We start from the raw sequence: 18,474 nt of genomic DNA on the forward strand, positions 1-18,474 counted from the left end.
AAGGGCGGCGAGGCTGGAAATACAAGGTTTTTCGGAAAAATACTACCCAACGGTGTGGAGATTTTTTCGAAAACCGAAGGCTCGACCTTTTATTTCCAAAGCCCGCTGCCATACCTTTGCACCTGCACGATAACGGTTGATGCCAAAAGGAAAGACCATGTGGAGGAAAGAAAATCAGAGCGGCAAATAAAAATAGAAACTTCACGGAAGTTTTTGGACTGCACGATTATCGCATACTCATTTCTGAGAAATGGATACAATTACTGTCTTGCAAATGTTTTTAGGAAAATGGAAATCGCATACAAGAATGGCACAGCCTTCAGAGAAATTCCGATGAAAGAAGAGTATGGCTTGTCCATGCTTCTTGCATCGGGTTTTCTCCAAGGCTGTGCAGCCAAGCATGAAAGTGGTCGTTGAGGTTTACATCAAAGACTTCTTTCTTGCGGTGGAGTATGCAAACAAAATGGTACGGCAAATCAAGGAATGGTGTTCCTTTTGATCGGTTAGCCTGCAACCGACAAAAAGAAACACTTTTCCTCATGCCGTACTACTAAGACATGAAAGGGTGGCGTGCCACTGTTTCATGTCGTTTGGATTGTGCGATAAAAATGGAACTGCGAGTTGTGGCTATAAAAATCAGCCGTTGTCAGCACGGCAAACAAAGAAAAGTCCTTGGCAGTATAGTCTTGAAGTATTTCAAGGCATACCGCCAAGGATTTTTCTTGCCGTGCCATAGTCGGAGGAAGTTAGTCTGAGGTACGAGGACTGTCTTTCTTCGACGACGGCTGACTTTTATACAAAACACACGAAAGGATGAGAATATGCAAACGAAATAGACCATTCAAAAAACAGAAACCATTGCCACATAAGTTTGAATAGATTGAAATGGAAATAGCAAAGAATAGAGAAGAATATGGTTTAATAATAAAAACAGATTTATCCAAAAAATCGAGGATAAAAAATCTTAAAACATTCTTTATCCCCGATTAAATATCGTACCTTTGCAACCGAAAGAGTTCTTTGGATGGTTATGCAAATCACAGCAGGATGCTACATTCTGTTTATTTCTAATTCGTAACCTCTTCTTTTTATGAGATAAAAACTTATCTCATTCTCAATCACTTATAAAAAATACGTACTTTCATATACAGAAAGAGGCATGGATGGGTACAAACTCCGTTGGTTTTGCCTTGATGAACACCCAATCCTACAATCTGGTGGAAGTGAAAGATGGGGAAGAACGGGGGGCAGCCAACGGGAGGATTATCTACCGTGCCTTGGAGGTTTGTGCCACGGTGGAGGATTTCTGCCATTTCCTCGATACCATTTCCAAGCCCAGCTTGATAGAGGCCAATTTTGGCGTAATCGACGCTCAAGGCGCTGCCGCCATGTTTGAGGTGGATTATTATAAATATACGATGTATGATGCCAATAATCCCAAAGATGCTCCTTACGGCTACATTGCCCGTACCAACTTCTCTTTTGCCGGTGAAGCAAATCGGGGGGCAGGTTATGTACGCTATATGGAGGCAGACAGGGTACTGATGAGGGCTTCTGCAACGGGAGGGATCACACCGCAGGGTATATTCAATGATCTTTCACGTTCGTTTCGCAATGGCATGCTTGATATTGATTTGAAGAACGGGAAATTTAATCGCCCGCAAGGTTCCGGTTGGTTTGTCGACCAGGATTTTATTCCCCGTAACAGTACTTCTTGTTCCATTGTGGTGCAGGGCGTAAAACCGGGTGAGAAGGTGGAACTTACTACGATGTGGACAATGCTGGGATATCCTCCTACGGGTATTGCCGTGCCGCTTTGGGTGAAGGATGCGGATAGACTTCTGCCTCCGATGGTATGTTGGGACAAGGCGTGTGCCGCCGCTCCGCTCAGTGATTGGTCACTCCGGCTTTCCAACAATGTCTTTTGTTATAATCAGGGGATGGGAACCAATCGTTATCTGAATTGGGAAAAACTGTACAATATGGAGAATAATGGCTATATGCAGCAGCTTGTTACGGTAGAGGCAGAGGTGTTTCGCCGTACATGCCTATTGTTGGACAGCTGGAGACAGCAAGGAAGCATTGATTCTCAAGAAATGCAGAAGCTTTATCAAGATGTGGAAGCACTTGTCCGAAAGGCTTATACGCCTTTGATGGAACAATGACAGTATTCCAGTATTTCCCCTTCCTGCTCCGGGTGGAACCAGTGGATTTCCTCGTCTCGTTTGAACCAGGTCATTTGCTTACGGGAATAGATGCGTGAGTTCTGCTTTATCTTTTCGATGGCAAAGGGTAATGTCCATTCACCATCCAGGTACTTGAATATTTCTTTGTAGCCTACTGTATTTAGGGAATTTAGACTTTTATGCGGGTAGACCATGCGCGCTTCTTCCACTAAACCCTCTTCCACCATTTGGTCCACCCGGCAGTTGATGCGTTCATAAAGCTCTTCCCGGTTACGTGTTAATCCTATTTTGATGATACGGAAGGGGCGTTCTTTCTTTTGTTGAGTGCGGAAGGAAGTGTAGGCCTTTCCCGTCATGTAGCAGATTTCCAAAGCATGGACTACGCGTTTGGGATTCTTCAAATCTACTATTTTGTAATATTCCGGATCCAACAGCTTAAGTTCCGCACAAAGTCTTTCCAGACCTTCTGTTTCGTATTTGTGCAGCATGAGCTGGCGTGTATCGGCATCTACGGTCGGAATGTCGTCAATTCCTTTACAGACTGCATCTACATACATCATTGAGCCTCCGGTCAGCAGTACGGTGTTATGCTTTGTAAACAGGTCTTCCAGCAGCTTCATCACTTCCGCTTCGTATTGGGCGGCACTGTAATAGTCTGTCAGCTTCAGGGTACCGACGAAGTGATGCTGTACCCGTTGCAGTTGCTCCGGTGTAGGGGCAGCCGTGCCTATCTTTAAATCTGCATAGAGTTGTCTCGAATCGGCCGAGACGATACAAGTATGGAAATGTTCTGCCAATCGGAGGCTGAGCTCTGTTTTGCCTACTCCGGTGGGACCGATAAGTACGATTAGGGTGTGCATGCGGGTAAAAAAATAGGCACGGATTACGCGGATTACACGGAATATTCAATAACAACCGTGTGTTTCCGTGTAATCCGTGCCTAAAAGAAATCTGTATGGTATGTCTGTTTAATATTTCTCTTCTTCAAAGGAGTTTCCGGCTTCGTCCAAACCGCCGAAACCCTCTTTGTCGAAATCTTCCATATCGAAGTCCTGGTCGCCGTAAAAGTTTTCGTCCAAATCAAGGGAACCGCCAGCAGCTGCCATCTCTTCAAAATCAATGGTCTGCTTGGGAGCTTCACCTGCTTTCTTGGTGCATTTGGCTCCTTTCATTTCCTTTCCGGTAATGATTTCAGAAAGCTCGATGAAGAAGCAGCGCTCAGTCATATAATCGAATACATAGAGAAGTTTCTGCTTCTCGTCTTCAACCAGTTCGCTCAGCTGGGTCTCTTTCATCACCCAACTGTCCATTTCCGGATTGTCATCCATTTCTTCCAGCGTAATTTCTTTCTCTTTCTCCCAGTCATCATCGCAAATGAAGAAAGACGTCATTTGGTCGTTAGTGTAGCCTGCCGACTTTAGAATCGCTTCATGGAAGTCATAAAAGGTAGCTTCCGGGTCTATCTGTATTTCTCTGACAAAATCGTCCACCTCATCAGAGATGATTGTAAATCTGTAGATCATGATGATTTATAATTTATGATTTCTGACTTTGTGTAAATCATACGTTTTTCATTTTCCTGCGGGGATAATGCCGCGGGCTGATTCACGTATAAAGTTTACGATATAGCTTATTTCCGGTGTCATTTCCATTTCATCCTCGATTTTCTTCAAGGCATCCGTATTGTTCAGACCGCCTTGATAGATAATACGATAGGCATCATGGATTTTCTCAATGGTCTCGTTGGAGAAGCCACGGCGGCGTAACCCTACCACATTGATTCCCGCATAGCAGATAGGCTCGCGTCCGGCAATGATGTACGGTGGGATGTCCTTGCTGAAACGGCAGCCGCCTTGTATCATTCCATAACCGCCCACATGGCAGAATTGGTGCATCAGTACATTGGCGCTGATGATGGAATAATCGTCGATGACAATTTCACCCGCCATTTTTGTAGAGTTGCCAATGATACAGCTGTTGCCTATCAGAGCATCGTGGGCCACGTGTACACTTTCCATCAGGAGATTGTTGTTACCGACGATGGTTCTGCCTTTGGCAGCTGTACCGCGGTTGACAGTTACGTTTTCACGTATGATATTGTTGTCTCCGATTTCAGCAGTGCTTTCCTCCCCTCTGAACTTTAAATCCTGGGGAATAGCACCGATAACGGCTCCCGGGAAAATGGTGTTTCCATTGCCGATGCGTGCACCGTACAGAATGTTGACATTTGCCATAATCTTGTTGTTATCACCGATTACCACATTCTTGTCAATGAAAACAAAAGGAGCAATCTCTACGTTTTCCCCGATTTTGGCTTCGGGATGAATATACGCTAAGGGACTTATCATATTATTTACGATTTAGCTATTTACGATTTACGATTGAGAATACTTGCGATTTACTGTATATACGATTTTATCCGAATGTGATAATTCTCACGAATAATTTGAATCGTAAATCGTAAATAGTCTAATCGTAAATTTTATTATTTGTTCTTAACTATTTGCGCCATAAACTCTGCTTCGCAGACAACTTTTTCGCCTACAAACACATAGCCTTTCATGGTAGAGATGCCGCGGCGTATGGGGGCCATCAGCTCTACACGGAAGATGAGGGTATCTCCAGGTACCACTTTCTGGCGGAATTTCACACCGTCAATCTTCATGAAGTAGGTGGAGTAACGTTCCGGTTCATCCACTGAATTCAGAACAAGCAAACCTCCCGTCTGTGCCATTGCCTCTATCTGCAACACACCGGGCATTACGGGTTCCTGCGGGAAGTGTCCCTGAAAGAAAGGTTCGTTGGAAGTTACGTTCTTGACACCTACAATGTAGTTGGCACCTATTTCTATGACTTTGTCCACCAATTGCATCGGGTAACGGTGAGGCAGAAGTTCGCGGATGCGGTTTACATCCATAATCGGTTCGCGGTTGCAGTCGTAGGTAGGGGCTTGTATTTCGTGCAAACGGATTTCCTTGCGCATCTGGCGGGCGAACTTATTGTTGATAGTGTGTCCCGGGCGGGTAGCGATGATACGGCCCTTGATGGGCTTGCCTATCAAGGCCAGGTCACCGATGACATCAAGTAACTTGTGGCGGGCGCATTCATTGGGCCACACCAAAGGTTTGTGGTTGATATATCCCAATTGTTTGGCGTCCATATGAGGAACACCCATCACGTCGGCCAGCTTGTCATAGTTCTCCTGGGACATTTCGCGTTCGTAAATAACAATCGCATTGTCAAGGTCGCCGCCCTTGATAAGACCGGCTTGCAGCAACGGCTCAATTTCGCGTACAAACACGAAAGTACGGCTTGCGGCGATTTCATCCTTGAACTTCGTCATGTCCTCCAGCGTTGCAAACTGGTTGGGGAGGATGTTGGAATCGTATGATACCAATACATTCAAGCTGAAGTTCTCGTCCGGCAACACGATGATGGAAGAGCCGGTTGTTTCGTCACGGAATTCAATTTTGGACTTGATGATATAGAAATCTTTTACGGCATTTTGTTCTACAGTGCCTACGCGCTCTATTTCGTTGACATAATATTGGGCGCTTCCGTCCAGAATGGGAAATTCCGGTCCGTTTACCTGTATCAAGCAGTTATCGATACCCAATGCATAGAGGGCTGCCATACCATGCTCCACTGTGCTCACCTTTACTCCGTTTTTGGAGATTACAGTTCCACGGGTAGTTTCGGATACGTTGTCTGCAACGGCATCGAAGGTAGGCTGTCCTTCCAAGTCGATACGTTGGATTTTGTATCCATGGTTATCCGGAGCAGGATTGAAAGTAACGGTTAGGTCAAGTCCCGTATGAAGACCTTTTCCACTAAGCGAAAAGCTATCTTTTAGAGTCTTTTGTTTTAACATTGGTTACTTATTTAATAGTTGTTTAAGTTCATTCAATTCTTTGCGGAGCTGGCGCAGTTCCACTTGCATTTCCGGCAAACTTCTTTGTGCGATGGATGCCTTGAAATATTGTTTCAGCTCCATAGGAGGGGTACCGATAAGTTGGCTACCGTCCTTTATGCTACTGGGAACACCAGACTGTGCGCCAAGGTTCACTTTGTTGCCAATATGAATATGACCTGCAATGCCTACCTGCCCGCCGAACATGCACCATTCTCCTATCTTGGTAGAACCTGCTACACCTACTTGCGCCGCCATTACGGTGTGGGAGCCTATTTCATCATTGTGTGCCACCTGAATCAAATTATCCAGTTTCACACCGCTATGTACGATGGTGGCTCCCATAGTAGCACGGTCCACACACGTGTTGGCACCGATTTCCACATGGTCTTCCAGGATAGTGATACCTATTTGCGGTATTTTTTCATAGCCCTCGGAAGTGGGGGCGAAGCCGAAACCGTCTGCACCGATAACGCAACCGGAGTGCAGGATGCAGTGGTTTCCTACCCGGCAATCGTGGTAGATGGTGGAGTTAGCGTAAATAATACAGTCATTGCCCACTTTGGCACCGCTGCCAATCGTGACGTGCGGATGAATGACCGTATTGTCTCCCACCTCTGCGTATTCGCCAATGCAGGCAAAAGGCGCAATGTAAACATCCTTGCCAATTTTAGCTGTCTCGGCAACAAAGGCCAGAGAGTCAATTCCCACCCGCTTTGGCTTGCTTTGCTCATAAAGATTTAGCAATTTAGCAAGACTTTCATACGCATTGTCCACTTTAATCAGGGTGGCTTTCACTTCTTGTTCCGGAACAAAGTCCTTGTTTACCAGAACAATGCTTGATTGGGTTTCGTATATGTAGGGGGTATATTTGGGGTTGGATAGAAAGGAGATGGCTCCCGGTATTCCCTCTTCGATTTTCGCAAAGGTGTGAACGGTAGCATTCTCGTCTCCAACAATTTCTCCTTGGATAAATGTTGCAATTTGTTTAGCAGAGAACTCCATGTCTTATTCTTGTTAGATGGTTTCAAAACGCAAATAACGGACTTTTTTTTTATATTTCCTTGTCCTGAGGTGAATATTTTATACTTATCTATGCAAACGTTGGTAGCATAAGTAGTACTTTTTTACTTTCTTGGCCAGAAGAGAGATATTGAGCATATCCGATGCTTCGGCAATATTCTTGATGCTGCCGTCGTTGTAGAGGATGTCAATACTGTCATCTGCCTCGTCGTACATATTCTTCTCGATGCTGGGGGTAGAGATGAAATATCTCGCTTCGGAGAGAGGGATGTTCAGTTGTTCACTGATTTGCAAAGTTAGTTCTTTTTTCCGTTCCTCACTAATAGGTTCGGTAGAAATCTCGACTTTGAAGATGTTTCGGTTAATCATGCCGGCGCTCAGGGTGGACAAAACCTTGTCCGAATGGCGGCTCCATACCTTGAGGGCAGTCCAGATGTCATTATCGTCCAACTGAATGAAATTCTCCAAACATTCGGGATTGTTGTAGAATGCCTCCCGGCTGATGTCGTTGTATAGAAAGAATTTCAAGGCGGGTGAGGCAAAGAGGTCTATGCCGCGGCTTGCCAGTTCCTTGGCGCGGAGCAGGGTGCTAATCAGCATTTTCTCGTAGGCAACGGAGGTTTTGTGCAGATAGACTTGCCAGTACATCAGGCGGCGGGCGGTGAGGAAGTTCTCAATAGAATAGATGCCTTTGGACTCTACTACCAGGTGGTCATCCTTTACATCCAGCATCTTGATAATGCGGGCGGAGCCAATGTTGCCTTCGGTCACTCCGGTATAGAAGCTGTCGCGGCGCAGGTAGTCCAGGCGGTCCATATCCAGTTGCCCGCTTACCAGTTGGTGCAGGAAGCGCTTGGGGTATTCATCCTTGAAAATTTGAATGGCGAGTGTCAACTGTCCGTTCATTTCCTTGTTGATACGTTCCATCAGCATCAAGGAGATGTCTTCGTGGGAGACGCCCTGCACGATGGTATTTTCCAGTACGTGGGAGAAGGGGCCGTGGCCGATGTCGTGCATCAGGATAGCGGCTTCCACAGCTTCGGCTTCGCTGTCGAAGATAAAGTTTCCTTTGGTGGCAAGTTGCTGGATGGCCTCACTCATCAGGTAGAAGGCTCCCAAAGAGTGTTGGAACCGTGTATGCTGCGCACCGGGATATACGACAGAGGACAACCCCAGTTGCTTGATACGGTTTAGACGTTGCAAAAGAGGATGTCGTACAACATCGTACAACAACCCCTTTGGTATGTTGATGAACCCGAAGACAGGGTCGTTGATAATCTTTCTTTCGAACATTAAGCGTTAGTCGTTAATCACTTTTTTCAACTCTTCCGCCATCTGTGCCTGCACTTTTTGGGCTGCTTTTCGGCTGGCGGCGGCGAAGTTCTCTGTCTTGTCCACGTAGATGATGCCACGGCTGGAGTTGACAATCAGGCCGCAAGTCTTGTTCATGCCATACTTGCAGACTTCTTCCAGGGAGCCGCCTTGTGCGCCTACGCCGGGAACCAATAGGAAGTGTTCGGGAACAATCTTGCGGATATCTTCGAAGGCGCGGCCTTGTGTGGCGCCTACTACGTACATCATCTGTTCGTCACTGGCCCACTCCTGGGATTTGCGGAGCACTTTTTCGAAGAGGCGTTCGCCGTTGGTGTCTTCCGTCAGCTGGAAGTCGTGCGAGCCTTTGTTGCTGGTCAACGCAAGCAGGATTACCCATTTGCCTTCGTACGTAAGGAACGGGGTCACACTGTCTTCGCCCATGTAGGGAGCTACGGTTACGGAATCTATATCCAGCTCTTCGAAGAAGGTACGGGCATACATGGCAGAGGTGTTCCCGATGTCACCGCGTTTGGCGTCGGCGATGATGAATTGGTCGGGATAGTTCTGCTTGATGTAGTTTACGGTTTTCTCGAAAGCTATCCAGCCTTTCACGCCCATGCTCTCATAAAATGCCAGATTGGGCTTGTAGGCGATGCAGAGGTCGGCAGTAGCGTCGATGATGGCTTTGTTGAAAGCGAATATAGGGTCTTCCTCTTTCAGAAGATGTTCGGGTATTTTCTTGATGTCGGTGTCAAGACCTACGCAAAGGAATGACTTCTTGCGCTTGATGTTCTCGAATAATTGCTGTTTGTTCATATTATTTTTTAGTTACGGGTTACTTATCACTGCCTTACAGTTCGCTCTCTTTCAGTCTTTCTGCATTTTCCGCCACAATCAGGTGGTCGATGCAGTCTTGGATGTCTCCGTCCATGAAGGCGGCGAGATTGTAGATGGTGTAGTTGATGCGGTGGTCCGTGATGCGTCCTTGCGGATAGTTGTAGGTGCGTATCTTGGCGGAGCGGTCGCCAGTGCTGACCATCGTCTTACGCTTGGAGGCGATGTCGTCGATGTACTTCTGGTGTTCCTTGTCGTAGATGAAGGTACGCAAGCGCGAGAGGGCGCGTTCCTTGTTCTTGGGCTGGTCGCGCGTCTCGGTACATTCGATGAGGATTTCTTCGACTATGCCTGTGTTGGGATTCTTCCAGTTGTAGCGCAGGCGCACGCCGGATTCCACCTTGTTCACGTTCTGACCGCCGGCACCACCGCTTCGGAAGGTGTCCCACTTGATTTCACCTTCGTTGATAACTACGTCGAACTCTTCGGCTTCGGGAAGCACGGCTACGCTGGCAGCTGAGGTGTGTACCCGTCCTTGCGTTTCTGTGGCCGGTACGCGCTGCACGCGGTGCACGCCCGATTCATATTTCAGTGTGCCGTATACATTGTCGCCCGTCACGGAGCAGACAATTTCCTTGAAACCGCCGGCTGCACCTTCGTTGGCGCTGGATATCTCCATTCTCCATCCCTTGGATTCGCAGTACTTGGTGTACATGCGGAAGAGGTCGCCGGCAAAGATTGCCGCTTCGTCACCACCCGTGCCGCCACGAATTTCGAGGATGGCATTACGGCCATCCTGCGGGTCGGCGGGGACGAGCAGCAGCTTTATCTGCTCTTCCAGTTCCGGTTGGCGGGTTTGGCAGGCATCCAGCTCTTCGCGTGCCATTTCCCGCATTTCCTGGTCTGTTTCGTTGGCGATAATTTCTTTGGCTTCTTCTATGCCGCCCAGTACTTGCATGTACTCTTTGCGGGCATTCATCAGGTCGCCCAGTTCTTTATATTCTTTGGTGAGCTTGACGTAACGCTTCTGGTCCGCAATCACTGCCGGGTCTGTAATCAAGGTCGACACTTCTTCGAAGCGGGCGACAAGCCCTTCCAGCTTTTCGAGTATGGTATTGTTGTCTGCCATATATTTAATACTTGAACTCTCCGAATTCGCTCTTGATAATCAGTTCTTTCTTGTCGCTTTCTTCCACGCGGCCTACAATCTGTGCATCGATGTTGAAACTCTTCGAAATAGCAATCACCTCTTCTGCATGTTCGGGAGAGAGGTACACTTCCAGGCGATGCCCCATATTGAACACCTTGTACATTTCGCTCCAGTCCGTATCGCTCTGCTCCTTGATGGTCTTGAACAACGGTGGAACGGGGAAGAGATTGTCTTTGATGACACGGCAGTTGTCTCCCACAAAGTGCAGTACCTTGGTTTGTGCGCCGCCCGAGCAGTGTACCATACCGTGGATTTGGGGACGGAGCGCATCGAGCAGTTTCTTAACTACCGGTGCGTAGGTGCGGGTGGGGGAAAGTACCAGCTTTCCTGCATCCAGCGGACTGTCTTCGACACTGTCTGTCAGTTTTAGCTTGCCACTGTATACCAGTTCTTCGGGTACAGCCTTGTCATAGCTTTCAGGGTATTTCTCTGCCAGGTATTTGGAGAATACATCGTGGCGTGCGCTGGTCAGTCCGTTACTGCCCATACCGCCATTGTATTCTTTCTCATAAGTAGCCTTTCCGTAAGATGCCAGACCTACAATCACATCGCCCGGACGGATATTGGCATTGTCTATAACATCTGAGCGCTTCATGCGGCAGGTCACTGTCGAGTCTACGATAATGGTACGTACAAGGTCGCCCACATCGGCTGTTTCGCCACCGGTGGCATAAACGCCTACTCCCATTTCGCGGAGTTCGGCAAGCAGTTCATCCGTACCGTTGATGATGGCTGAGATTACTTCGCCGGGGATGAGCAGTTTATTACGTCCGATGGTAGAGGATACCAGAATGTTGTCTACCGCACCCACACAAAGCAGGTCGTCGATGTTCATAATCAGTGCATCTTGTGCAATGCCTTTCCACACACCCAGGTCGCCGGTTTCCTTCCAGTACATATAGGCAAGACTGGACTTGGTGCCTGCTCCATCGGCATGCATAATGTTGCAATACTCCGGGTCACCGCCCAAAATGTCGGGGATAATTTTGCAGAAAGCCTGCGGGAAAATACCTTTGTCGATATTCTTGATGGCGTTGTGCACATCTTCCTTTGATGCGCTGACGCCTCGCATCATGTATCGTTGATTACTCATGAGATAATAGGTTTGTTCAATTGAATGTGCAAAGATACATCTAATCTTCTACAACACAAAGCGAGGCACAAAGTTTCTCGCCTTTGTGCCTCGCTATAGAGTTGTGTATTTATCAGAATTGTACCTGGGGAGCTTGTTCCGCTCCTTCTGCCGCTTCGAAATAAGCTCGTTTCTCAAAACCGAAGAGACCGGCAAGGATATTCTTGGGGAAACGGCGAATGGCTGTATTGAAGTTCTTGGCTGCATTGTTGAAGTTGGTACGTGCTACGTTGATACGGTTTTCCGTACCTTCCAGCTGTGCCTGCAGTTCCAGGAAATTCTGATTTGCTTTCAAGTCCGGATAGTTTTCTGTGATGGCAAGCAATTTACCGAGGGCGGAAGTCACCGCACCTTGTGCTTTCTGATATTCAGCCAGCTTTTCCGGAGTAAGGTCTGCCGCATCCACTTTGATTTGAGTGGCTTTGCTGCGGGCTTCTACTACACCTTCCAGTGTTTCCTTCTCGTGCGTGGCATATCCTTTCACGGTATTCACCAAGTTCGGAATCAGGTCGGCACGGCGTTGGTATTGGGTTTCTACGTTCGACCATTGTCCGCTGACATTTTCGTCCATGGTTACGAGTCCGTTATAGCCGGTTACACCCCAAATGGCGAGAAGAGCTATAACAACGATAATGATAATGGTTGATTTCTTCATACTTTTCATTTTTAGGCCTCACCTCCGATTCCTCTCCGATAGAGAGAGGGGAGGAGGGGAAGGCAGTTATTAATCATTTAATTATATTCTATGTAAACGTTTTATTTTCTTCCAGTATCCTCGAAGGTGTGTCAAAACGGTTGATGGCACACAGATGACACATCCTCGGCGTTAGAACCGGGAACCGGCTCCACCGCCACCTCCCATACCGCCTCCGAAGCTACCACCGCTGAAGCCTCCTCCGCCACTTCCGCCGAAGAGACCTCCACCACCGAAGATGACCGGACCACCTCCGCCTCCTCCCCGGTAATTTTCATCGTATGACTGCTGGCGGCGCACTACTTTATGTCCGCAATTGCGGCAGGTGTAGGTCACATCTTCCGTTTTCACTCCATTGCGGCGTGAGATGAGTATGCTGCTGCTACGTTGCAATTTATGTTGTCCGCAGTTGGGGCATTTGTTGGCAGCGCGTTGGGCAAGGATGCCTATAATAGATGCCACTGCGAGGAAACCGATAAGCCCCAGTAGGATACCTCCTACGGAGAGGTCATCCTCCTCTTCCGTGTCATTCACCATAGTGCCGTCAAGACGTGAACAGACTGCCTTTACACCCGCTACCATTCCAGCATCCCAATTACCGTCTTTCAGATAGGGAATCATGTATTTGGTCTGTATACGTTTGCAGATGGCATCAGGAAGGTCCCCTTCTAAACCGTATCCCGTATAAAACTGGATGCAGCGTTGGTCGGTTACCAGCAGAATGACCAAACCGTTGTTTTTTTCTTTTTTCCCTACTCCCCATTCATTGAGCAGCTGGTGTGAGAAATCAAAACAGTCTTCTTGTCCGATGGACGGGACAACGGCAACTACCGTTTCAATGCCAGTTTGCTGCTCCAATGCATAGAGCATACGGTCTATATTGTCACATGCCTCCGTGGATAGGATTCCGGCTGGGTTGCACACATAGCGTGTCTTGTCCTGAAGGTGTACTTTAGGAATATTCTTAGTGGTGTAGACTTCTTGTGCCTGCAAGGATAAGAGCAGGCATAAGAAGAATGTTATGGAAATAAATCGTCTCATACTACCAATATTTGTTGCGGCGAAGATAGGTAAAATCACATCAATGTATGTATTTTCCTACGAATTTCTTTACATGTTCGGTGTATTCCTGCGGATAATCCTTGTAAGACATAGCATGCGTGGCACCGGGCACAATCCATAATTCTTTGGGTTCGGGCTTGGCTTCGTAGAGGGGATAGACCATCCACGTCGGCACAAAGGTGTCGGCATCGCCGTGGATGAAGAGCATCGGCAAAGTACATTTCTTTACTTGCTCCAAAGCAGAGGCTTCCAGGAAGTCCCATCCGTACTCTTGCCGGCAGAGCCAGTTTGCTGTATGCAGAAGAGGGAAGGCGGGCAGGTTGAACTGTGCTTTCAGTTCTCCGCGAAACTCGTCCCATACGCTTGTGTAGCCGCAGTCTTCTACGAAACACTTGATGAAAGGCTGTTGGTATTGACCATGCTCCACTTCGCCGGATACCATCATGGTGGTGGCGGCTCCCATGGAGATACCGTGCACTACCATCTCTGTGCTGCGGGATGCTACGCTGTCTGTATGGCGGCGCCCGAAGAGTTCGTCGGCGGTTTCGGTCCATTGCAGTACGTCAAGCCGGTCTTTCCAGCCCATCTGTGCATGGTTTCCCTCGCTCATCCCGTGCCCGTAGAGGTCGGGCAGCAAGATGTTGAAGTCCATCTCCTTGTTGTACAGATAGCCTATCATCAGCATGCGCACGGCATTATCTGTATATCCGTGTACGATGACTGCTGTTTTTGGGGTGGGGTGGGTGGCGGCAACGTAGAGTGCGTGTAGCGTCTCTCCATGGTCGTTCTCAATGTAGAAGTCCTTCAATGCTCCTACGGTCACCAAACTGTCTACCCACGGTTGCAGTTCGGGATATTGCTCGAACATGAAGTTGTAGGATTCGGCAATGTTGCGACTGCGTGTGATAAGGCCTTCGGGTTTCAGAGCATGCCCCAGCATATAGTACCCTCCGCACAGTACTACGGTGCAGAGGGCAGCCAGACCGAGAATCGAATATTTTATGGTTTTCTTCATTATTTATTCCAAATTTCCCATGCAGCAAAGGCTTGCAGCAGTAACATTTCCAGACCGTTCTTAGTGACGGCTCCTTGTGCCTGGCCTTTCTTCATGAAAAGGGTTTCGTTTGGATTATATAACAAATCATAGAGCAAATGGTTGGGAGTCAGTAGTTCGTAAGGAATATTGGGACAGAAATCCACTTTGGGATACATGCCTACTGGGGTACAGTTGACAATCACTGTGTACTCTTGCATGATTTCCGGTGTCAGTTCTTCGTATGTGAGGTATTTATCCTCTTTCTTGGCGCGTGATACGAAGGAACTTTTTATACCCAGGTTCTCCAGCCCGCGATATACGGCTTTCGATGCACCGCCGGTACCCAAAATCAGGGCTTTCTTGTGTTGTGGTTGCAAAAGTGGTTCTATGGATTGTGTAAATCCTATGATGTCGGAGTTGTAGCCAACCAGTTTCACTTTGCCTTTGGAAAGGCGGATAATCTTAATGACATTGACGGCGCCTATCTTGGCTGTGTCTTTGTCCAGTTCGTCCAGGTAGGGGATGACTTGCTCCTTGTAAGGGATAGTCACATTCAGTCCACAGAGGTTGGGATTTTCCTCGATAACTTCCATGAAATCCTCGATACGTGGAATTTCGAAATTTACATATTCTGCATCAATATTTTCTGCCTTGAATTTCTCATTGAAATATCCGATAGAAAAGGAATGTTTCAACGGGTAACCTATTAAACCGTATTTCTGCATAATATTTTAGTTATTGATTGAACTATATTCGTTTGTTTATGGAGTACATTATTGGTCGGAAGTAGTTGAGGAGGTGATTACCGGTTCTTTGATGATAACAAAACCTCCGAATTGCAATCCGTTATCTTTTCCGTTCAAACAGAACTTTCTGTCGAATACGGGTTTATTTTTTGATTTCCAGATCAGTTTGCTAGAGAAGGTGATGACGTCTTGAGTACCATCGTTCCAGTCTATTATCACTTTTTCGTTATCGAATGTATCGTCGCCATTGAATTCTCCAAAAGTGAGAAAGTATTTGCCAGTTTCAAATTTCATTGTTTGCAGACCGTTGAAGTGTGCAAGGTAAGCTTTGGTTTGGCTTATTGGAACGTCCTTTTCATATATTTTTCCATTATAGATTGCCTTGATTCCTTGCTTGGCAATGTTGCCGGGAGTTTCAGGATTCAACAAATCATTACCTTGAGCATCTTGTACTGCGATATGCAGTTCGATAGGAGCAAAATCCCATATCATATCATCACTTCCCGAATCATCGCAAGCTGTGAAACCGGCAACGCAAAGGAGGGTAATAAATAATAAATAGAGGGTGTGTGTAGCTTTCATAAGGTCTCTTTTTTATATAAGTTTCTTCTTTTTATTTAGTTGCCACATAAAGTGTACATATCCCGAAAGTCAGCCGCTTGAAGTGCACTTCGCTGAAGCCTGCCTTGCGGATTACCTCCTGCATCACTTCTCCCTGCGGGAAGGCGCGAATACTTTCCGGTAGATAGGTGTAGGCGCTGTTGTCTTTCGAAATACATTTACCGAGCAGGGGGATGACAACTTTGGAGTAGATGGTGAACAACTGTTTCATCGGGAAGCGGTCTGGTGTGGAGAGCTCCAGTATGACGAGATGTCCGCCGGTCTTTAGTACGCGGCACATCTCGGACAGTCCCTTGTCCAGCCCTTCGAAGTTGCGGATGCCGAACGCTACGGTCACGGCGTCGAAGCTTTCGTCGGCAAACGAGAGGGAGGTGCAGTCCTCCCGGACAAATGAAATCTTGTTCGAGAGGTGCGCCTGCTTTACTTTTTCACGTCCCACGTTCATCATGCCTTCCGAGATGTCGGTGCCAATCAGGCTATCGGGTTGCAGTTCGCGGCATGCAAGGATGGCGAAATCGCCGGTGCCGGTAGCTACGTCCATAATACGCCGGGGGCGGAAAGGACGTAGGTACTTGATTGCTTTCCTACGCCAGCTGCGGTCGATGCCCATGGATAGGGTGTGATTCAGCTTGTCGTAGGCAGGAGCGATGTTGTCGAACATTTCTTCCACTTGTTCGCTCTTCTTGCCGTCATTACCGTAGGGCTTGATGTGTTCTTGGGGATAGTCCATTTACTTTAAATATTCGGTTACATTCTTTTCAATGCGTTCGGCAATGTTGCTGGTATCTTCCTTTACAAACTTCTCGCCGGTGATGTGTTCGTACAGTTCGATGTAACGTTCGCTGATTGAAGTAACGATTTCGTCGGTCATTTCCGGTACTTGCTGTCCTTCCTTGCCTTGGAAGCCGTTGTCCATCAGCCATTCTCGTACAAACTCCTTGGAGAGTTGCTTTTGCGGTTCGCCGTTGGCAAAACGTTCTTCGTAGCCTTCGGAGTAGAAGTAGCGGCTGGAGTCGGGCGTATGGATTTCGTCCATCAGGTAAATCTTGCCGTCGTGCTTGCCGAATTCGTATTTGGTGTCTACCAGAATCAATCCGCGTTCCGCTGCAATCTCGGTACCGCGTTTGAAGAGGGCCATGGTGTATTGCTCCAATACGGCATATTCTTCGGGTGTGGCAAGACCTTGTGCCAGGATTTCTTCTTTGGAGATGTCGGCATCGTGTTCGCCAATCTCGGCTTTAGTGGTCGGGGTGATGATGGGTTCAGGGAATTTCTGGTTTTCCTTCATCCCTTCGGGCAACTTCACGCCGCAGATTTCACGTACACCGCTCTTGTAGGCACGCCATGCGCTGCCACAGAGGTAACCGCGTACAATCATTTCTACGGGGAATCCTTCACACATCACACCTACCGTCACCATCGGATCGGGTGTAGCCATTTTCCAGTTGGGGCAGATGTCGGTTGTGGCATCCAGGAATTTTGCTGCAATCTGGTTCAACATTTGTCCTTTGAAGGGAATACCTTTCGGCAATACTACGTCAAAGGCTGAGATGCGGTCGGTAGCTACCATGACCAACTTTTCACCATTGATGTTGTACACATCACGAACTTTTCCGTGGTACACGCTTTTCTGTCCGGGAAAGTTAAATTCAGTTGCTGTTAATGCTTTCATCTTTGTAATATTTACGATTTTGAGAATTTACTGTTTCTGTTCAATCTTACTATCGGCTTGTTCGGCTTTGCGTCGTTCACGTTCCGCTTTCGCTTCCTTGTCGAACTTCTCGTAGGCCTCCACAATCTGAGTTACCAACTTATGGCGTACGATGTCTTTCTTGTTCAGCTCCACGAAACTGATGCCTTTTACGCCTTTCAGAATCTTCAGTGCCTGCACCAGACCGGAAGTCTGGGAAGAAGGCAAGTCAATCTGCGTCATGTCTCCCGTGACAATCATCTTGGTGTTCATTCCCATGCGGGTGAGGAACATCTTGATTTGCTGGGTGGTCGTGTTCTGCGCTTCATCCAGAATGACGACGGCATCGTTCAGTGTGCGTCCGCGCATAAAGGCGAGGGGGGCAATCTGGATGATGTTCAGCTCCATATACTCTTTCAGCTTGGCGGCAGGTATCATGTCCTGCAGGGCGTCATAGAGTGGTTGCAGATACGGGTCTATCTTGTCCTTCATGTCGCCGGGCAGGAAACCGAGCTTTTCTCCGGCTTCTACGGCAGGGCGGCTGAGGATGATTTTCTTTATCTCCTTATTCTTTAGTGCCCGCACGGCAAGCGCGATGGCTGTATAGGTCTTTCCTGAACCGGCGGGACCGATGGCAAACAGCATGTCATTCTTGGCAAATGCCTCTACCAGCTTCAGCTGGTTCTCGCTGCGCGGGATAATCGGCTTTCCGGTTACGCTGAATACAATGACATTGCCCGATTTTTCCGCTTGCGGGGCATTGCCTTTGATGATGTCTATAATGACCTCTTCTTTCAAAGAGTTGTATTCGGCACAGTATTTCTCCAGCTTGGTAATGTTCTCCTCGAATGCACACATTTCCTCCTCATCACCCAATACTTTGATGACATTGCCGCGGGCAACGATGCGAAGCTTGGGATACAAGGCCTTTATCAGCTGCATGTTGGCGTTGTTTACGCCATAAAATATTACCGGGTCAATATCTTCAAGAACAATCAGTTTTTCTATCATTGATA

At 47.6% G+C, this 18,474-nt stretch carries 18 protein-coding genes and 1 pseudogene; 2 read left to right on the top strand and 17 right to left on the bottom strand.

Going from position 1 to position 18,474, the window contains the following annotated elements; genetic code table 11:
- Nucleotides 1-288: 288 nt before the first annotated feature.
- Nucleotides 289-417: a hypothetical protein gene (locus NQ510_RS08355; protein ID WP_255415916.1), complete on the top strand. Its 129-nt coding sequence runs from the start codon at nt 289-291 to the stop codon at nt 415-417.
- 734 nt (nt 418-1,151) lie between these two features.
- Nucleotides 1,152-2,165: pseudogene (locus NQ510_RS08360) on the top strand (carcinine hydrolase/isopenicillin-N N-acyltransferase family protein); the annotation flags it as partial.
- Here NQ510_RS08360 and miaA read toward each other — a convergent pair.
- The 17 genes from miaA to NQ510_RS08445 all read right to left on the bottom strand — a co-directional run bounded on the left by miaA (nt 2,141) and on the right by NQ510_RS08445 (nt 18,469).
- Nucleotides 2,141-3,046: a tRNA (adenosine(37)-N6)-dimethylallyltransferase MiaA gene (gene miaA, locus NQ510_RS08365; protein ID WP_005823716.1), complete on the bottom strand. Its 906-nt coding sequence runs from the start codon at nt 3,044-3,046 to the stop codon at nt 2,141-2,143. The pseudogene NQ510_RS08360 and the gene miaA overlap by 25 nt on opposite strands.
- A gap of 108 nt (nt 3,047-3,154) precedes the next feature.
- The gene (locus tag NQ510_RS08370; RefSeq protein ID WP_005823714.1) at nt 3,155-3,709 is read right to left on the bottom strand and encodes an IS1096 element passenger TnpR family protein; all 555 of its coding nucleotides are present in this window, start codon (nt 3,707-3,709) and stop codon (nt 3,155-3,157) included.
- Nucleotides 3,710-3,757: 48 nt separating this feature from the next.
- Complete coding sequence (gene lpxA, locus NQ510_RS08375) at nt 3,758-4,534, bottom strand: acyl-ACP--UDP-N-acetylglucosamine O-acyltransferase (protein WP_005823711.1); 777 nt, start codon at nt 4,532-4,534, stop codon at nt 3,758-3,760.
- Nucleotides 4,535-4,671: 137 nt separating this feature from the next.
- On the bottom strand, nt 4,672-6,057 hold the full coding sequence (locus tag NQ510_RS08380; RefSeq protein WP_005823709.1) for a bifunctional UDP-3-O-[3-hydroxymyristoyl] N-acetylglucosamine deacetylase/3-hydroxyacyl-ACP dehydratase: 1,386 nt from the start codon (nt 6,055-6,057) through the stop codon (nt 4,672-4,674).
- A gap of 3 nt (nt 6,058-6,060) precedes the next feature.
- On the bottom strand, nt 6,061-7,101 hold the full coding sequence (gene lpxD / locus NQ510_RS08385) for a UDP-3-O-(3-hydroxymyristoyl)glucosamine N-acyltransferase (RefSeq protein ID WP_005823705.1): 1,041 nt from the start codon (nt 7,099-7,101) through the stop codon (nt 6,061-6,063).
- A gap of 84 nt (nt 7,102-7,185) precedes the next feature.
- The gene (locus NQ510_RS08390; protein WP_005823703.1) at nt 7,186-8,412 is read right to left on the bottom strand and encodes an HD domain-containing protein; all 1,227 of its coding nucleotides are present in this window, start codon (nt 8,410-8,412) and stop codon (nt 7,186-7,188) included.
- Nucleotides 8,413-8,418: 6 nt separating this feature from the next.
- Nucleotides 8,419-9,249, bottom strand: a complete 831-nt coding sequence (gene pyrF, locus NQ510_RS08395; protein WP_005823701.1) for an orotidine-5'-phosphate decarboxylase — start codon at nt 9,247-9,249, stop codon at nt 8,419-8,421.
- Between the two features lie 34 nt (nt 9,250-9,283).
- On the bottom strand, nt 9,284-10,396 hold the full coding sequence (gene prfA / locus NQ510_RS08400; RefSeq protein ID WP_005823698.1) for a peptide chain release factor 1: 1,113 nt from the start codon (nt 10,394-10,396) through the stop codon (nt 9,284-9,286).
- Between the two features lie 4 nt (nt 10,397-10,400).
- Nucleotides 10,401-11,570 carry an AIR synthase-related protein gene (locus NQ510_RS08405; RefSeq protein WP_005835357.1) on the bottom strand — a complete coding sequence of 390 codons (1,170 nt, stop codon included), beginning with the start codon at nt 11,568-11,570 and terminating at the stop codon, nt 10,401-10,403.
- A 112-nt stretch (nt 11,571-11,682) separates the two neighbouring features.
- Nucleotides 11,683-12,264, bottom strand: coding sequence for a LemA family protein (locus tag NQ510_RS08410; protein ID WP_005835359.1), 582 nt, complete (start codon nt 12,262-12,264; stop codon nt 11,683-11,685).
- Between the two features lie 171 nt (nt 12,265-12,435).
- Nucleotides 12,436-13,344: a TPM domain-containing protein gene (locus tag NQ510_RS08415; RefSeq protein WP_005823693.1), complete on the bottom strand. Its 909-nt coding sequence runs from the start codon at nt 13,342-13,344 to the stop codon at nt 12,436-12,438.
- A gap of 40 nt (nt 13,345-13,384) precedes the next feature.
- On the bottom strand, nt 13,385-14,380 hold the full coding sequence (locus NQ510_RS08420; protein ID WP_005823691.1) for an alpha/beta hydrolase: 996 nt from the start codon (nt 14,378-14,380) through the stop codon (nt 13,385-13,387).
- Nucleotides 14,380-15,126 carry a shikimate dehydrogenase family protein gene (locus NQ510_RS08425; protein ID WP_005823689.1) on the bottom strand — a complete coding sequence of 249 codons (747 nt, stop codon included), beginning with the start codon at nt 15,124-15,126 and terminating at the stop codon, nt 14,380-14,382. Before NQ510_RS08425 ends, NQ510_RS08420 begins: the two co-directional genes overlap by 1 nt.
- 48 nt (nt 15,127-15,174) lie before the next feature.
- The gene (locus NQ510_RS08430) at nt 15,175-15,729 is read right to left on the bottom strand and encodes a hypothetical protein (protein ID WP_005823687.1); all 555 of its coding nucleotides are present in this window, start codon (nt 15,727-15,729) and stop codon (nt 15,175-15,177) included.
- Nucleotides 15,730-15,760: 31 nt separating this feature from the next.
- Nucleotides 15,761-16,498, bottom strand: coding sequence for a bifunctional demethylmenaquinone methyltransferase/2-methoxy-6-polyprenyl-1,4-benzoquinol methylase UbiE (gene ubiE, locus NQ510_RS08435; protein WP_005823685.1), 738 nt, complete (start codon nt 16,496-16,498; stop codon nt 15,761-15,763).
- Nucleotides 16,499-17,440 (bottom strand): phosphoribosylaminoimidazolesuccinocarboxamide synthase, encoded by a 942-nt coding sequence (locus tag NQ510_RS08440; protein WP_005823683.1) that lies wholly within the window; start codon nt 17,438-17,440, stop codon nt 16,499-16,501.
- 27 nt (nt 17,441-17,467) lie between these two features.
- Nucleotides 17,468-18,469, bottom strand: a complete 1,002-nt coding sequence (locus tag NQ510_RS08445; RefSeq protein ID WP_005823681.1) for a PhoH family protein — start codon at nt 18,467-18,469, stop codon at nt 17,468-17,470.
- Nucleotides 18,470-18,474 lie beyond the last annotated feature (5 nt).

Source organism: Bacteroides uniformis (assembly GCF_025147485.1).
Classification (GTDB): Bacteria; Bacteroidota; Bacteroidia; order Bacteroidales; family Bacteroidaceae; genus Bacteroides; species Bacteroides uniformis.